Source organism: Bartonella sp. SD1336NMGDW (genome assembly GCF_042193565.1).
GTDB classification, from domain to species: Bacteria; Pseudomonadota; Alphaproteobacteria; order Rhizobiales; family Rhizobiaceae; genus Bartonella; species Bartonella grahamii.
The window spans coordinates 305,480-322,795 of record NZ_JBHILW010000001.1 but is presented as its reverse complement, the minus strand read 5'-3'; the positions used below and the strand labels follow the sequence as shown (position 1 = coordinate 322,795).

General features: G+C 37.6%; 10 protein-coding genes. 9 read left to right on the top strand and 1 reads right to left on the bottom strand.

Features of this window, described 5'->3' with window-relative positions:
* Positions 1 to 381: 381 nt before the first annotated feature.
* Positions 382 to 1,914, top strand: a complete 1,533-nt coding sequence (locus ACFIKH_RS01360; protein WP_273722401.1) for a YifB family Mg chelatase-like AAA ATPase — start codon at positions 382 to 384, stop codon at positions 1,912 to 1,914.
* A gap of 11 nt (positions 1,915 to 1,925) precedes the next feature.
* Here ACFIKH_RS01360 and ACFIKH_RS01355 read toward each other — a convergent pair whose 3' ends face one another.
* Positions 1,926 to 2,831 carry a transporter substrate-binding domain-containing protein gene (locus ACFIKH_RS01355; RefSeq protein ID WP_375653422.1) on the bottom strand — a complete coding sequence of 302 codons (906 nt, stop codon included), beginning with the start codon at positions 2,829 to 2,831 and terminating at the stop codon, positions 1,926 to 1,928.
* A gap of 1,336 nt (positions 2,832 to 4,167) precedes the next feature.
* Between ACFIKH_RS01355 and gyrB the strand changes: the two genes are divergently transcribed.
* The 8 genes from gyrB (at position 4,168) to ACFIKH_RS01315 (ending at position 17,246) form a co-directional block, all read left to right on the top strand.
* On the top strand, positions 4,168 to 6,600 hold the full coding sequence (gene gyrB / locus ACFIKH_RS01350; protein WP_375670815.1) for a DNA topoisomerase (ATP-hydrolyzing) subunit B: 2,433 nt from the start codon (positions 4,168 to 4,170) through the stop codon (positions 6,598 to 6,600).
* Between the two features lie 118 nt (positions 6,601 to 6,718).
* On the top strand, positions 6,719 to 7,501 hold the full coding sequence (gene ubiE / locus ACFIKH_RS01345; RefSeq protein ID WP_375625487.1) for a bifunctional demethylmenaquinone methyltransferase/2-methoxy-6-polyprenyl-1,4-benzoquinol methylase UbiE: 783 nt from the start codon (positions 6,719 to 6,721) through the stop codon (positions 7,499 to 7,501).
* A gap of 2 nt (positions 7,502 to 7,503) precedes the next feature.
* A complete protein-coding gene (ubiB, locus tag ACFIKH_RS01340) occupies positions 7,504 to 9,090 on the top strand; it encodes a 2-polyprenylphenol 6-hydroxylase (protein ID WP_375625488.1) in 1,587 nt (528 codons plus the stop codon).
* A 68-nt stretch (positions 9,091 to 9,158) separates the two neighbouring features.
* Complete coding sequence (coaBC, locus tag ACFIKH_RS01335; protein ID WP_375626168.1) at positions 9,159 to 10,580, top strand: bifunctional phosphopantothenoylcysteine decarboxylase/phosphopantothenate--cysteine ligase CoaBC; 1,422 nt, start codon at positions 9,159 to 9,161, stop codon at positions 10,578 to 10,580.
* Positions 10,581 to 12,432: 1,852 nt separating this feature from the next.
* Positions 12,433 to 13,152 (top strand): sulfate transporter family protein, encoded by a 720-nt coding sequence (locus ACFIKH_RS01330; RefSeq protein WP_375625490.1) that lies wholly within the window; start codon positions 12,433 to 12,435, stop codon positions 13,150 to 13,152.
* 807 nt (positions 13,153 to 13,959) lie between these two features.
* Complete coding sequence (gene accD / locus ACFIKH_RS01325) at positions 13,960 to 14,880, top strand: acetyl-CoA carboxylase, carboxyltransferase subunit beta (protein ID WP_375625491.1); 921 nt, start codon at positions 13,960 to 13,962, stop codon at positions 14,878 to 14,880.
* 4 nt (positions 14,881 to 14,884) lie between these two features.
* A complete protein-coding gene (locus ACFIKH_RS01320; RefSeq protein WP_375670811.1) occupies positions 14,885 to 16,204 on the top strand; it encodes a bifunctional folylpolyglutamate synthase/dihydrofolate synthase in 1,320 nt (439 codons plus the stop codon).
* Between the two features lie 43 nt (positions 16,205 to 16,247).
* On the top strand, positions 16,248 to 17,246 hold the full coding sequence (locus ACFIKH_RS01315; RefSeq protein ID WP_375670809.1) for a complex I NDUFA9 subunit family protein: 999 nt from the start codon (positions 16,248 to 16,250) through the stop codon (positions 17,244 to 17,246).
* The last annotated feature ends 70 nt before the right edge of the window (positions 17,247 to 17,316 follow it).

Sequence of the window (17,316 nt, the reverse complement as noted above, 5' to 3'; positions counted from 1 at the left end):
TTGCATCTACTACACTTTAAATAATATAAAAATGGGAAAGGTAAATATAATTACTTTGCACATTTTACACGTTTTATCACATCAAATAACATTCTGCGATACATGACGTCACCCTCCCCTTATATTTTCATAAAATTCTGCACTGTTGCATAACACGAACAGCCTCATTCTTTTTCCTTAACATATTTATTTAGCTTATTATAAACGTTTTATTGCGTTCCATACTATCATGGTTAAATTTGTACAAATGACTTTCCATGAGAACGCTAAAAAACTGCCTACGTATATAGATCTCTCTATAAAAAAAACCATAGAGATGCTTCTTGATTTTTATGCATAGATATGATTGTCTCTACAAAGTCTAAAGGGGGAAATAAACAAATGATCGCACGTGTTACAACTGTCGCTTTTCGCGGTCTAGAAGCAGTCCCTGTGGATGTACAGGTTATGATTTCATCTGGTAAAATAGGAATGGCTATTGTTGGATTAGCTGATAAAGCAGTTGCAGAAAGCCGTGAACGTGTACAAGCAGCCCTCCACGCTTGTGGACTTTCTATGCCTACTAAACGGATTACGATTAATCTTGCACCAGCTGATTTGCCTAAAGAGGGCTCGCATTATGATTTGCCAATCGCCGTAGGCTTAATGCTTGCTATGGGAATCCTCCCTCCCGAAGTAGCACAAGACTATATCATTTTAGGAGAATTATCACTGGATGGTTCACTTACCGCTGTTAATGGTGTTTTACCAGCTGCCATGACAGCTTTATCACTCGATAAAGGACTGATTTGTCCTTTCCAATGTGGACCTGAAGCTGCTTGGGCAAATGCAGAAATAAATATTCTTGCCCCAGAGACTCTGCTCACTATAGTCAACCATTTCAAAGGAACCCAAATTCAAAAACGTCCACAACCGCGCCAATATACTATCGAAACTGAACTTCCAGATCTTTGCGAAATCAAAGGACAGAAAACAGCCAAACGTGCCTTAGAAGTTTGTGCTGCTGGACGCCATAACCTCTTGTTTGTAGGACCTCCTGGTGCTGGGAAATCTATGTTAGCGCAACGCTTACCTTCCATTTTGCCACCTCTTGATAGCCGTGAGCTTTTAGATGTCTCTCTGATTGCTTCTATTACAGGAGAAGCGGTTCATAATACCATTTCACTTCATTGCCCCTTTCGTTCCCCACATCATTCTGCTTCCATGGCCGCAATGATTGGTGGAGGACTTAAAGGACGACCGGGAGAGGTCTCCCTTGCCCATAATGGTGTGTTATTTCTTGATGAATTGCCTGAATTTTCTCCGCAGGTTCTTGATTCTCTTCGTCAACCCTTAGAAAGTGGGGAATCGGTTATCGCCCGCGCTAATCACCATATTAGCTATCCTGCTCGCTTCCAACTCATTGCCGCAATGAATCCTTGCCGTTGTGGTATGGCAGGCGAAAAAGACCATGTTTGCGCTAAAGGAATACGCTGCCAAATCGATTATCAGTCCCGTATTTCTGGTCCTCTGCTTGACCGAATTGATTTACGGATTGATGTCCCTGCTTTGACAGCTATGGACCTTATGCAACCAGAACAATCAGAAAAAAGCTGCGATGTTGCCAAACGCGTCGCACGATGCCGTACCATTCAAGCTAAACGTTTTGCAACAATGGGGTTTGATCATATTCGCACCAATGGCGATTGCCCTGCCAAAATTATAGAACAGATTGCCATTCCTGATAAAAGTGCGACCACACTCTTACGAGATGTGAGTGAAAAAATGCACCTCTCTGCACGCGCTTATCATCGCATTCTCAAAGTTGCACGCACAATTGCTGATCTTGACGAATCAGATAATCTTTCACGCTATCATCTCGCAGAAGCTATTTCCTATCGACTAGGCACAGAAAGATTAACAGCTCTTAATTAAAAAACTATTCATCAATAAAAACTTATTGGAAAATACCGCAAATAAAGTTCTGTAAGTTTACCATCCTCTTCTAGAGATTTCAGCGCATAATTGAGTATATCAACCAATTTTTCATTCTTTTTTCCAACAGCAAGCTGCATTCCTTGTCCCAATAACTGTGGCGCCATATATGCCCCCCCAACAAAATGACAGCAATCAACAGATTTTTGTTTTTTGAACCATAACGATAAAGCAAATCCATCATCAAAAATAAGGTCAATTTTACGCTCCTGTAATGCTTTATAGAGCTCTTCTCTCTTTTTAAATTCTTGCCATTTTGCTTTAGGAAAATAATGATGAAAGAGCTTTTCGTGAATACTTTTAGACAAAACACCACTGGTTAAATGCACCAATTGATCGCTTATTGGCTCATCGAGATCTAAAAGTCGAGAAGCAACAAATCGCGCTGGAAAGCGCAAATATGACTTTGTAAAAACAAGATCTTGCTGGGTTTTACTTGTTTCTTTTAAACCCGCAATAATGACTTCTGCACCACCATTTTTAACATATTCTACAAGCTCTTTCCAAGGAATTACTTCTACTTCACAAAGCTTCTCTAATTTTAATTTTGAGCAAATAGCGCGCAATAAATCGATATTATAACCTGCAAGATGCCCCGTTTGATCAAGGAAATTAAAAGGAGGAAAATCAAAAGTTGTTACAAAACGCAAACGAAGAATATCCGTCGTATCAGGTTGTACCAAATGTTCATGCGAATCAAAAAAAGAAGGCAACCTTTCAGCTTCTCCGTAAGAGGAAAATAGAACCCCCCCTGCTACAAATAAAATACGAATAAAAACATTGTATGGATTATTGAATAAAAAGTACCATAAACGCAATTGAAGATGTTTTATATATATAGATTTTTTTATTTTCAAAATCTCTCCCCCATTTTTAAAGCTAAGATGCAACCCTTCTCAATTATTATCTAACGCACTTCACCAAAATATCTGGCGTTTAATAAATAAAATTCTTGCTATTTATAAAAAGTAATTTGAGAGAAAGGCGATTTGATTTTTTAAATATAAGAAATAAGCTGTACATACTTTAGTGGCACACTCCATTTTATCAAAACCATTTTCTTGCGTATCACAACCAGAGGGAGTATATAGACACTATTAAAGAAAAGAGTAAAAATACCCTTCAAATGCCGAGGGTTTTCTCAACATTAAGGTTGCATCAACATTTAAGAACCGGAAAATAAAATGATGATGCTGGTTTGTGCCTTATTGTCAATATGGGCAAAATGAGGGACATGAATCTTGTAGTATTCACAGGGTATTTTGCGTTATACTATTCAAACATCGTTGTAAAATGAGTTTAGGAACATTGAGAGATGTTTCTTAAAAAAGCGCGTGAATAACAGTGCAATGGGCTTTGTTTTAAATAAGGGACGTAACCTCCATTACAGAAATGAGAAAAACAAAAGCGTAAGACAATGCGTCATCACCCCCATTCTTTAAAAACATCGCCGTAAACGTTTTTAAAAGTTGTAAAACTGAATAAAAGAACGATAGTGGAAACGTGCTTTTACATTTACGCCTTTATATTTTCCACATTTTAAAGATAACACAAACTAATATACCCAATATTTTCGCCTCAATCTAATATACAAAAATTTGAGCTGCTTAGAGAGCTCGTAACCTTTGTTTTAAATATACGGCAGCATTAGAATTGAAAATTGATTTATGGATAAAACAAGTAAGACCTTTGTTAGTTTAACACAAAAATGTATAACTAATTTTGAAACATCACGCATATGCAAAAATAAACAAAATAAATAGCATCATTATTGTAAAGCTTAATTGACCTCATCCCCACTCTCAAAGGAAAAGGATTCCTATTAGCGTTGACGTCTAGACAATCCTGCTTCTCTCGACTAATTCCTCGGGGCTATCCACTCATGCGCTTCATTTAACTAAAGATTATACAAATAAACCCTGCTCCGAATATTCACCACGCACTTTAAAAATACTTAATGTATCAAGGTAGTGCTTACTTTCCTTATATCACCTCCCTAAATGACGGAGTTTTACGACATAACAGTACAATCTCATTTCATCATTCTCTTCATTATATATCGACAGATATTGAATCTAGTTCTGATATACGGTAAATGTTTAATGTGGTTATTCCATAAATAACTGATCAGAACATTAAGCTTTAAAAAAGCAGATAGAATATTGTAAATTGAACACAGGAATGGACTAACTTATGAGTGATGAAATAACCTCAGCGGCACAAAGTGATGATTATGGCGCTTCTTCTATCAAAGTCCTCAAAGGTCTTGATGCTGTACGCAAACGTCCTGGTATGTATATTGGTGATACTGATGATGGATCAGGTTTACACCATATGGTCTATGAAGTTGTAGACAATGCTATCGATGAAGCTTTAGCTGGTCATGCTACTCTTGTAAACGTCACACTCCATGCTGATGGTTCTTGTTCTGTTCGTGATAATGGACGTGGGATTCCAACAGATATCCACCCAACAGAGGGTGTTTCTGCAGCTGAAGTTATTATGACACAGCTTCATGCCGGCGGAAAGTTTGATCAAAATTCTTATAAAGTTTCAGGTGGATTACACGGTGTTGGCGTCTCAGTTGTGAATGCATTATCCGTTTGGCTTAAATTGCAAATCAGACGGAATGGTAAAATTCATGAAATATCATTTACCCACGGAGTGGCTGATGCTCCATTAAAAATTATTGGCGATTGCGATAAAGAAAGTGGAACAGAAATCAGATTTTTACCAAGTTCTGAAACTTTTACTATGGTTGAGTTTGATTTTGAAACTTTGGAGCGCCGTTTACGGGAATTAGCCTTTCTAAATTCTGGGGTTTATATTCTCCTTGTTGACGAGCGTCATGCTGATACTAAATCAGTTGAATTACATTATGAAGGTGGATTAACGGAGTTTGTCAAATATATTGATCAATCAAAAAAAGCCCTGCTTGATAATCCTATTTACATTGCAAGTGAAAAGGATGGTATGAGCGTTGATGTTGCCCTATGGTGGAATGATTCTTATCATGAGAAAGTCTTGTGTTTTACCAATAATATTCCTCAGCGTGACGGTGGAACTCATTTGATAGGTTTTAGAAGTGCCCTTACGCGTCAAATTAATGGCTATGCTGAATCTTCAGGTATTGCTAAAAAAGAAAAAGTGAACTTAACCGGTGATGACTGCCGTGAAGGATTAACAGCTATTCTTTCTGTCAAAGTTCCTGATCCAAAATTTTCTTCACAAACAAAGGATAAGTTAGTCTCTTCTGAAGTGCGCCCTATTGTTGAAAGTTTGGTCAATGAAGGTCTTTCAGTGTGGCTGGAAGAACATCCTCATGAAGCAAAACTTCTTATTAGTAAAGTGGTAGAAGCTGCAACAGCACGTGAAGCAGCACGTAAAGCACGTGAGCTCACAAGACGAAAAGGGGCGCTTGATATCACTTCTCTGCCAGGAAAGCTTGCCGATTGCCAAGAACGTGATCCTGCAAAATCAGAAATCTTTATTGTCGAGGGGGATTCGGCTGGCGGTTCAGCAAAAAGTGGGCGCTCACGTCAAAATCAAGCAATTTTACCCCTTCGTGGTAAAATTCTCAATGTTGAACGAGCGCGTTTCGACCGCATGCTTTCATCTGATATGATTGGAACACTTATTACAGCTCTTGGAACGTCTATCGGTAAAGATGAATTTTCACCGGATAAGTTACGTTATCATAAGATTATTATCATGACAGATGCGGACGTTGATGGAGCCCATATTCGAACTTTGCTGCTCACTTTCTTTTTTAGACAAATGCCCGAGTTGATTGAACGTGGACATCTTTATATTGCTCAGCCTCCTCTTTATAAAGTATCGCGTGGAAAATCTTCCCAATATATTAAAAATGAAGCAGCATTTGAAGAATTCTTGATCGATACTGGATTAGAAGAAACAACGCTTGAGCTTTCAACGGGAGAAGTTCGTGCAGGGGTTGATTTGTATCAACTCGCTAAAGATGCTCGTATATTACGTCAACTTTTAGATGGTCTTCATACCCGTTATGATCGTAATATTGTTGAACAAGCAGCAATTGTTGGCGCTTTTAATCTTGAAGTCTTTGCAACACAAGAAAAAGCGCAAAAAATAGCAGATACTATAGCACACCGCCTTAATCTGATTGCTGATGATATGGAACAAGGTTGGAGTGGACAATATACAGCAGATGGAAACTTATGTTTTGAGCGTATTTTGCGTGGTGTTAAAGATGTTGTTACGCTTGATGTGGGACTTATAAATTCAACTGACGCACGCCAAATTGATCGCATTTCCCAAAATTTTATCGACATATATCATCTTCCTGTTCTTTTACGTCGCAAAGATAAAACAGAGCATATTTTTGGTCCCATGAGCCTCTTAGAGAGCATTTTTACAAATGGTAAAAAAGGTATTACTCTTCAACGTTATAAAGGTCTTGGGGAAATGAATGCTGAACAGCTTTGGGAAACAACGCTTGATCCTAATGCACGTTCTCTTTTGCAAGTAAAAATTAATGATGCAACCGATGCAGATTCACTCTTTTCTCGTCTCATGGGTGATGAAGTTGAACCTAGACGTATTTTTATTCAAGACAATGCCTTAAGCGTTGCCAATCTTGATATCTAAAGGTACTCTTCTGTTTTTAGCTGTGTAAATGTCGCAGTTTTATACGTTGTTTTTTCGTATTTGAACATTCCCTCTTTATTTCATTTACGATAAAAGAAAAATAAGGAAGGTCATACACATGGCAGTTGAAACAGAACGTGTAGGAGCCAAGGGTGGCATGGAGCACTCTTTTGGTTTTACAAGAGTAGATGAAACACAAAAACAATCCATGGTGGATGGTGTGTTTCATTCTGTTGCTGAAAATTATGACAAGATGAATGATATCTTATCCTTAGGGCTACACCGTGTGTGGAAAAATTCCATGATTTCTTGGCTTTCCCCACCAGCACTTTCTCATTGGAAAGTTCTTGATGTCGCTGGCGGTACAGGTGATATTGCTTTTCGTATTCTTAATGCTTCACGCCAAAAAGCCCATGCTACAGTGCTTGATATTAATGGCTCAATGCTCAACGTTGGCAAAAAACGCGCACAAAAAAATGGTCTTGCTCCTCTGATTGATTTTGTTGAAGCCAATGCAGAAAATCTACCTTTTGAAGATCAAAGCTTTGACGCTTACACTATTGCTTTTGGAATTCGCAATGTTCCTCATATTGATCAAGCTCTTAGAGAAGCTTTTCGTGTTTTAAAGCCCGGTGGACGTTTTTTATGTTTAGAATTTTCAAATGTCGAGATGCCTTGGCTCGATAAAATTTATGATCTTTGGTCTTTCCATGCTATCCCTAAGCTGGGTCAATTTATTGCAAATGATGGTGATGCTTATCGTTATTTGGTTGAATCTATCCGCAAATTTCCTAAGCAAGATGATTTTGCCCATATGATCAAGCATGCGGGATTTTCGCGGGTATCGTACCGTAATCTCACCGGTGCGATTGCAGCACTGCATTCAGGTTGGAAAATTTAAAAATGGTGCAAATTTCCCCTTACTTTCAATTGATGCGTGCAGGATGGGTTTTAACACGTGAAGGTGTTTTAAGTGCTCTTCCTCATGATGACCTTCAAGGATTTCCAGCGCTATGTCATCGTATAGCGAGTGCATTAGCACGACGCAAAACAAAAAAAAAACAGCGTTCTGAAAATATTTCGTATGCCATTAATAAGCTTGGACCCTCTTACATAAAACTTGGTCAATTTCTTGCCACAAGACCTGATATTGTTGGGCGTGATATTGCGGAAGATTTGTCACAACTACAAGATCGTGTCCAAACATTTTCTTGCACTGCCGCTGTCGCTCAAATTGAAAGTTCTCTTGGTCGCTCTATCGATGATTTATTCATAAATTTTTATCCCCCCATTGCTGCCGCTTCTATTGCTCAAGTTCACCCAGCTGAATACAGTGATGAAACTGGTCATAAGAAAAAATGTGCTGTAAAAGTTATTCGTCCTAATATCAGAGCGCGTTTTTCTAAAGATCTTAGAGGATTCTATCTCATTGCTCACTTACAAGAGCGCTATATCCCTGCCTCTCGAAGGCTTCGTCCTGTTCGTGTGGTGGATACTTTAGCACAAACAACACGCCTTGAAATGGATTTACGGTTAGAAGCAGCAGCTATATCTGAAATGGCTGAAAATATTCAACATGATACAGGCTTTCGGGTTCCGCGTATTGACTGGGAACGGACAGGACGTAATGTTCTCACAATGGAATGGATTGATGGTATCAGAATATCCGAAATTTCCAAACTCAAAGAAGCAGGATTTGATTTGCAGGCGCTTGCCATTACGCTTATTCAATCTTTTCTTCGTCATACATTGCGTGATGGTTTTTTTCACGCCGATATGCATCCTGGTAATTTATTTGTAGATGCAAAAGGATGTATTGTTGCTGTTGATCTAGGCATTACAGGAAGACTTGGCAAAAAAGAAAAGCATTTCCTTGCTGAAATTCTTTACGGCTTTATTACCCGCGATTACCATCGGGTTGCACGCGCCCATTTTGAAGCAGGTTATGTTCCTTCATACCATAATATTGAAAGCTTTGCGCAAGCCAACCGCGCTATTGGTGAACCAATACACGGACAATCAGCACAAAGCATTTCCATGGCTAAATTGCTCACTTTATTGTTTGAAGTCACTGAATTATTTGACATGCAAACGCGACCTGAACTTTTATTGCTGCAAAAAACGATGGTTGTCGTGGAAGGTGTTGCCCGCACATTAGACCCCACTTTTAATATGTGGAAAGCTTCTGAACCTGTTGTCAAAGAATGGATTAGTAAAAATTTAGGGCCCGTAGGCGTTGCAAAAGACTTTAGTGAAGGAGCGCAAGCTCTCCTTTCGCTGGCACGCAAAACACCACAATTGGTTCAAAATTTCCAACGGATAGAAGAAGATTTAGATCAAATGAGAAAAACAGGTTTTAATCTTTCTCCTGCCACCCTCAAACAACTTGCTGTCGAACAAAGTCGCAGAAACCGTTATGGTCGTTATAGCCTTTTCATCATTGCGCTTTGTTGCGTTTGTCTCACTTTTTACTTTTTTCATCTTTTCTAATTTCCTTAATATGCTAAAAATATCAATAATGAAATCATTGCAATCATTTTATTTCTTGGAGGTATTTTATGGCCAGTATTACTATTCGTAACCTGTCTCCTGAAACCAAAGAAGCTTTGCGCATACGCGCCGCGAAAAATGGTATTTCTATGGAAGAAGAAGTCCGACGCCTTTTAAGCAATCCCACTCCTTACACCACACAACTCTCTCATACTAGTGCTGTTGAAGTGCAATCATTGAAATCAAAATCTCTCCTTCTTATCATTGGAGGAAGTATTGCATCCTATAAAGCACTTGATTTGATGCGCCGTTTACAAGAACGCGGAGCACACTTAAAAGTTGTGATGACAAAAGCAGCACAAAAATTTATTACGCCTTTAGCCGCTGAAGCTTTAAGCGGTAGTACTGTATATACTGATTTATTTTCACGCGAAGAAGAACACGATATTGGACATATCCGATTAGCACGTAATGCTGACCTTATTATTTTAGCCCCTGCTACAGCCAATCGCATTGCAAAAATAGCCAATGGCATAGGAGATGATCTGGCTGATTGCATCCTTTTAGCGGCACGCTGTCCACTCTTAATTGCACCTGCTATGAATCCGTCCATGTGGGCGCATCCGGCCACTATTCGCAATGTTGCACAACTGCGCGCAGATGGCGTTCATATCATTGGACCAGAAATCGGAAATATGGCTGAACGTGACGAGATAGGATATGGGCGCATGAGTGAACCTTTAACGATTGTCGCTACCATAGAGGCTCTTTTGAATGTGCATGAAAAACCTCTCTCTGACCGCCATTTCATCGTTACCTCTGGCCCTACCCATGAACCAATTGATCCGGTGCGTTATCTTGCTAATCGATCTTCAGGAAAACAAGGTCATGCCATCGCAACCGCTCTTGCGCATTTGGGTGCAAAAATAACACTTATTTGTGGACCTGTTAATCTTGCAGACCCACAAGAAGTAAAAACCATTCATGTTGAAACAGCACAACAGATGTTACAAGCCGTTCAAACCGCATTGCCTGCTGATGGTGCCATCTTCGTTGCCGCTGTTTGTGATTGGCGCAGTCAAACGCAGTCTTTACACAAAATTAAAAAGAATGCTCATAAAATACCACCATCCCTTCATATGGTCGAAAATCCTGACATTTTAGCAACGATTGGACACGCTCCAAATCGCCCCTCATTGGTCATTGGTTTTGCTGCTGAAACATGTGATATCATTGCCAATGCGCAAAAAAAATGTGTTGAAAAAGGAGCTGATTTCATTCTTGCTAATGATATTTCTCTTCAACTAGATGGCACAAGTGTCATGGGTGCTGATACAAATCAAGTTTATCTCGTGAGTAAGGAAAAAGTTGAACAATGGCCCCATATGAGTAAACAACACGTAGCGCAAAAATTAGCAAACATGATTGTATCATTTTTTGCCCCCCAAACACCTACTCCTCATGAGGAAAATATACCCCATTTCAAATAATAACCCTTCAAATGCATTCATATTAAAACACCTTATAAAATAGAACTAACAATAGGTGTCTATCTATCTCGATTAGTATACAATATTTTGATTTATAGTGATAATCTAGCGTTGTTCATATTAAATTAGAATCCCGAATATCGTAAGATTCTCTCATTTCAAATCTCTCTCATGTTGAATCAATAAAAACCATTTTCTTGCACGTTGCAAAGAAGGATAGCCGTATGAATACAAAACGTTTAAGAAAGAACTAAAAACGCTTATAATGGACCGTCTCAAGAACAGAGCTGTCGAGCAATACTGAGAGAATGATGGTGCCCGCCGTGCTCTTTTATTAAGTGTAAAGATAGTGGTGCCCTATAAGTTTTATATTATTCACGAGAGCTTTACCCTTATACCATTCACAGGCACTGTTGGGAAATGTTTCTTTAAAAAATTGCCATAGTCTTCATACAAAAGTAGGATCTATTGCACCACTGTCTCCCCAGCTTATAAAAAAACAAGCTATCATTCACTTTGCCTATTATCAATTTTGAGAAAGCTCTTGCACTGAATAAAATTTATAAAAGCATTTTCTTTCTTCAATGTTTTTATCCCGATATTGCTCCTATTTATGATGTGCAAGTAAATGATTTTGATTATTTCATGATGAGAGCAGCTAATGAGAAAATATGACAACTTTATTTGAAGCTCTTATTCACTATGAAAAATAATGTAATAAATCAATGTATTTTAACATCTCAATACAATTTGAAGCATATCTTACACTGATGCTCATAAAGAGTGTAGATAAAATTCATTGCACCACTGTCTATAAGTTTATGAAACTGACGCCTTTATTATTTTCCTCAGTGATCGGTCTTTAAAATTAAATGTGTGTGTCCTCTCTCCAGCATACCAAGACCACAAAGACTAGAATTTGATCCATGATATCCTCACATTGTGATGTTTCATGAGAAGCATTTTTAGTCCTTTATCGAAAGCTTTGTATCCATACATTGGTCTCGCCTATAATGTGCAAGTAAATAATTTTTTGATGTTGAATAAAGGCTTTGAAATTAAAGAATATTTCTATATTTTGGATTCTTATTCAAGTTGAAAATGATCAATTCTCTTCATAAATTAATGGTGTTATTATCTAAAAATTATTTGATACAGTGTACCACTTGTATGAAAAGTGCTTCAATGAATTCTACTTCATTGCACTTATAGCTTTTAAAATTCAAAATCTCATCATTTTTAATCATCAGTGGTGTCTCCCACTCTTTGCTTCTTCTCAAGAAATTACCCTTCCATGGGATATGGACGATCAATCGCCTAAGCTTATTTTCCACTTCTATCATATTAATCATTCTGTTGCCCAAATCAGAATATCTACAAGCTACTACGTTACTCCGATTCCATTGAACTCAATATGTTTTGAATAAAAGCGAGAGGCAAAAGCATGCCGCCAAATAGTATAAAAGTACAGAGCATTAGGAATTGTACAAAACAATTAAGCACGTAGATAAACGAAGTTAGACAACACTACTGAATAAATAGAAGTCAACAACTTTCCTCCCAAATAGTTCTTATTCCTTAATTTTTCACATATATCATATAAACGCAATAACCTGCACTCTGTAGAAAAATATTAAAAATTTCTTCTACAACAGCTGCTTTTTAAATTCTTCTTGATTTTTAAAAATCAAAATTTCTATTTATTCAAATTTTATTTTAAACAAAGAAGCCTTAGCCGTTTTTTATAATGTTCTTGAAAAGAAATCTTGTAATTCAAAAAATAAAAAATTACACTGTGCATTCTTTAAATATATTTCTTGTTTTTTTGCTTCTTTCCTTAGTTTATTAATCTATGATTTTTACTGCTGCCTATCGTGCTTTACAACGTCTTCTGACCTCGCAATATAGTATTATGATACTGAAAGCATTGGGGATTACTTTTTTCATTCTCGCCATTTTATGGTTATGTGTGCACCAACTTTTTGTGTCTTACTTTTGGCCCTGGATTGCTCAGTTTCTTCCTGGACTCCCTAGTTGGGCGGGATGGATTGGTTTTAGCGTGCTTATCATTTTTAATCTTGGTTTGGCTCTTTTGTTGGCTTTTTTGATTGCACCAATCGCAGCTATGATTGGTGGTTTTTTCATTGACTCTGTTGCTGAAATCATTGAAAAAGAGGATTACCCAAACGAGCCTATTGGACAAGCTTTGCCGTTTCAGCGTTCTCTTATCATTTCCTTTAAATTTGTTATTTTAAGCCTTCTTGGTAATGGAATTGCTTTTATTTTATTCTTCATACCAGGTATTAATTTAATCGCTTTTTATGTTATTAATGGTTATTTGCTTGGTCATGAATATTTCTTGTTTGCTGCTTATCGTTTTCGAACAGAGCAAGATGCACGTGCTTTTTTACATACTCATTATACAACGGTTTTTGGTGCAGGATTATTGATAGCGCTTTTTGTTTCGATTCCAATTCTTAATTTATCAACACCGCTTTTTGCAGCCGCCTTTATGACATATTTACACAAAATGCTTTCCCAAAAGACCATGGCACGCATTACACAAAAATAATGTTACTTGACTTTAAGGCTAATAAAACTTGCCAGCCAAAGAAAGCATAATATTAAAATCTTATGCTTTATCTTTTATTAAAGCAATATATTGATTTATAAAGATAATTTATCGTTTCATAACATGAGTGAAAAACCTAAATATCATGAGGCTTTCTCATTTTAATCCTATCCATATTGGATCAATTGAAATCGTTTGTTAATATGTCATAAACGAAGGTGGTGTGTGGATAAAAGTACTTTCAAAAAGGCGTAAAATATCTGTGTAAAACAAGCACATGAATGAGTAATATGATAGCATTTTTGAGGGTATTCTATTTTAATTGTGAAAAGCGCGCGCTTTAAAAAAACCTTTTGAAAAAAATCTTGCTCTGATGTTAGCGTTTCGCTAATATGGTGTTATCATATACATTATCTTAAATGGATTATTTTAGCCTTGTTAACGCCTTATATTATAAGGTTTCTTTTCTTCAAAACTGTTGATACGAATGATTAATTGGATATTCATTTTTATTGAAAAATAAGGGGGTTGTTAACCATCGCAAGGAGTGAATTTTAATACCAAAGTAAAAAAATAAAAACATGTAAGTTCTTAAACTTATGAGAAATTTGTTATAGGGAATACTCTTCATAGATATGATTGTTATGATATTGGAAAATTAAAAAATTAAAAAACAAGCTATACGTACACTGATAAAAGTATTAAATAGGCTTCTTTGTTACACCGGTAAAGCAAATGTGACTGCTTAGGTTCATATTCTTTCAAATTATGCGAAAGATGTGTAATATTTAAAGGAAGGTTATAAAGATGAACTGGATTACAAATTATGTTCGTCCTAAAATTAATTCTATATTGGGGCGCCGTGAAATTCCAGAAAATCTATGGATTAAAGATCCTACCAGTGGTGAAATGATCTTCCATAAAGATCTGGAAGCTAATCAATTTGTCGCTCCCAATTCTGGCCATCATATGCGTATCAGCGCTAAAAATCGTCTCATGCATTTTTTTGATGATGGTGTTTATACAGCTCTTGAAAATCCAAAGGTTGTAACAGATCCCTTAAAATTTCGTGACGAAAAACGCTATATTGACCGGTTAAAAGATTATCGTTCTAAACTTGGTGTTGATGATAATATTTTAAGTGCACGTGGTACGATTGAAGGCTTACCAATTATTGCAACTGTTCAAGATTTCGCCTTTATGGGTGGATCACTCGGTATGGCTTCAGGAGAAGCTATTATTAAAGCTTTTGATACTGCCATTGCCGAAAGGCGCCCGTTAGTTCTTTTTTCTGCTTCTGGTGGCGCACGCATGCAAGAAGGAACGCTCTCGTTGATGCAAATGCCTCGTACAACTGTAGCGATTGAAATGTTGAAAGAAGCAAAACTTCCCTATATTGTTGTGCTGACTAATCCAACCACCGGTGGTGTTACTGCTTCTTACGCCATGCTTGGTGATATTCACATTGCCGAACCTGGCGCTATGATTGGTTTTGCTGGTCCACGTGTGATTCAACAAACTATACGTGAAACCCTACCAGAAGGCTTTCAAAGTAGTGAATATCTGCTCGAACATGGTATGATTGATATGGTTGTATCGCGTTTAGAAATGAAAACAACAATTGCGCGTCTTTTACGCTTGATGATGAAACGCCCTGCTGTTTTTAACCCTTCCGATCCATCCCCAACAGACTTTCAAACATCGCTTTCTAGGACAAAAGCAGCTTAAGTTTATGCAACAAAGCCAAATACAAAGGGTGGTGGATGATTTACTAAAAAATTATCCGAAAAAATTTGATCTTTCTTTAGAGCGTATTATTCACCTTTTAGAGCGTCTTGGTAATCCGCATTTAAAACTTGCCCCTATTATTCACATCGCTGGAACAAATGGCAAAGGATCTGCCTCAGCAATTTGCCGTGCTCTTTTAGAAAGTGCAGGATACTGCGTTCATGTCTATAGCTCACCTCATCTCGTCAACTGGAATGAACGCTGCCGGTTAGCTCAAAAAGGAGGTGGTCAACTTGTTACAGAAAACCAATTAGCTGAGACAATCCATGAAATTATAAAAGTAAATCGTCAAGAGCCGATTACTATTTTTGAAATTTTTACAGCCGCTGCCTTTATGCTGTTTAGTATACATCCAGCTGATGTTGTCATTTTAGAAGTTGGTTTGGGAGGACGTTTTGATGCTACCAATGTCATTAACAAACCAGCTGTATCGCTTATTATGCCCATTGATTATGATCATGAAACCTTTCTTGGAAATACAATTGCTCAAATCGCTTTTCAAAAAGGAGGGATTATCAAACCAAATGTTCCAGTAGTCATCGGGAAGCAAAATTATGAAGAAACTCTTGCTACTTTAATACCCCTTGCCGATAAAAATAAAGCACCTTATTCTCTATTTGATCAAGATTATCAAAGTTATAAAGAACATGGACGTATGGTTTTTCAAAACAATCAAGGTCTCATGGATCTTTCACTTCCTAACCTTATTGGAGACCACCAAGTTGCCAATGCTGGCGCATCTCTTGAAGCAGTTTGTCAAGCGGGTTTTCAACTTTCAGAACAAACCATAAATGACGCTTTGAAAAATATCTATTGGCCCGCACGGATGCAACATCTTATCCAAGGACATTTGGTTGATCAACTGTCTCCTAATATTGATTTATGGTTAGACGGTGGTCACAATCCTGCTGCTGGAAAAGTTATTGCGGCAGAACTTACACAATGGAGAAAAAAAACAGATCGTCCCATTATTATGATTGCTGGTATGCTCAATACCAAAGATGCTGTTGGTTATTTTCGTTCCTTAGCGAACCTTGTCGATAAAATATATACGATACCGCTGATTAACAATAATGCCGGTATCTCTCCAATAAAATTAGCTGAATCAGCGCAAAAAGCAGGAATCTTTGCTACTCCACAAGCGCATCTACAAGATGCTTTGCATAAGATTAGAGCCGAATATAAAGAGGCAATTGTCCTTATTAGTGGTTCCCTTTATCTTGCGGGCGATATTTTGCGTGACAATAAAACACCTCCGTGCTAAAAATCGATTATTTTAAAAGCGTTGAAAGATAGACTTTTTAATCATGCAACTTGATTGTGCACTTTATCAACATCCTAAACTTGTTACTGTTTTTGGCGGATCTGGTTTTGTAGGACGACATGTCGTTGAAACTTTGACTAAGCGGGGATATCGCGTTCGTATCGCTGTTCGTTGTCCACAAAAAGCTTATTACATGCTCCAAATAGGAGAAGTAGGACAAACCCAAATGCTTAAAACGGATATCAAGCATCGTGCTTCTGTTGCACGCGCGTTGCTTGGAGCTGATGCGGCAGTGTTTTTACCTGGTAGCTTAAAACAAGCAAATCAATCGAATTTTAAAAACACACAAATTGATGGTGCTTACAATGTTGCTGAATTAACAGCACAAGCTGCTATTCCACTCATCTATATGTCAGCACTTGTGGCTAACGAGAATGCTTCATGTCTTTATGCACGTGTTAAGTTTATGGGTGAACAAATCGTTCATAACAAGCATCCTCAAGCAATTATTATCCGTCCATCCGTTATCTTTGGACCAGAGGATTGTTTCTTTAACACCTTAGCAGATTTGTCACGTTTTTTACCAATTATGCCTCTTTTTGGGGGTGGGCAAAGCAAATTGCAACCCGTGTATGTTGGTGACGTTGCTGAGTTTATCGCGCGCACTTTAGATGGACAGGTTTCTTGGGGAAAAAATTATGATCTTGGTGGTCCCCAGATTATCACCTTTCAAAATACTCTTGAAAATATACTCAAAATTATTCACCGTAAAAAAACAATCCTATCCATGCCCCTTTCTGCTGGTCTATTGATTGGAGGAATTTTGGGAACTATCGGTAAATTGCCTTTTGTACCAACACTCGTAACAGCCAATCAGATACGTTTTTTGCAAATGGATAACATTGTTTCTAAAGAGGCTATAGAGAATGGATATACTCTAGAAGGTGTGGGAATTACTCCCAGAGCAATGGCTGCATTCTTGCCAAGTTATCTTTGGCGATTTCGTCCACATGGTCAATTTTCGCAAAACTTATTCGTCTAGAATAAATTTTTTCAAAACTGAGTTAATTATTTGATTTATAATTTATAGCTCGTTGTTAGCGATTCTGAAA

Coding starts and splice junctions, on each gene's coding strand:
- ACFIKH_RS01330 (WP_375625490.1), top strand. CDS start 12,433: ATGATTTTTACTGCTGCCTATCGTGCTTTACAACGTCTTCTGACCTCG.
- gyrB (WP_375670815.1), top strand. CDS start 4,168: ATGAGTGATGAAATAACCTCAGCGGCACAAAGTGATGATTATGGCGCT.
- ACFIKH_RS01360 (WP_273722401.1), top strand. CDS start 382: ATGATCGCACGTGTTACAACTGTCGCTTTTCGCGGTCTAGAAGCAGTC.
- ubiB (WP_375625488.1), top strand. CDS start 7,504: ATGGTGCAAATTTCCCCTTACTTTCAATTGATGCGTGCAGGATGGGTT.
- ACFIKH_RS01320 (WP_375670811.1), top strand. CDS start 14,885: ATGCAACAAAGCCAAATACAAAGGGTGGTGGATGATTTACTAAAAAAT.
- coaBC (WP_375626168.1), top strand. CDS start 9,159: ATGGCCAGTATTACTATTCGTAACCTGTCTCCTGAAACCAAAGAAGCT.
- ACFIKH_RS01315 (WP_375670809.1), top strand. CDS start 16,248: ATGCAACTTGATTGTGCACTTTATCAACATCCTAAACTTGTTACTGTT.
- accD (WP_375625491.1), top strand. CDS start 13,960: ATGAACTGGATTACAAATTATGTTCGTCCTAAAATTAATTCTATATTG.
- ubiE (WP_375625487.1), top strand. CDS start 6,719: ATGGCAGTTGAAACAGAACGTGTAGGAGCCAAGGGTGGCATGGAGCAC.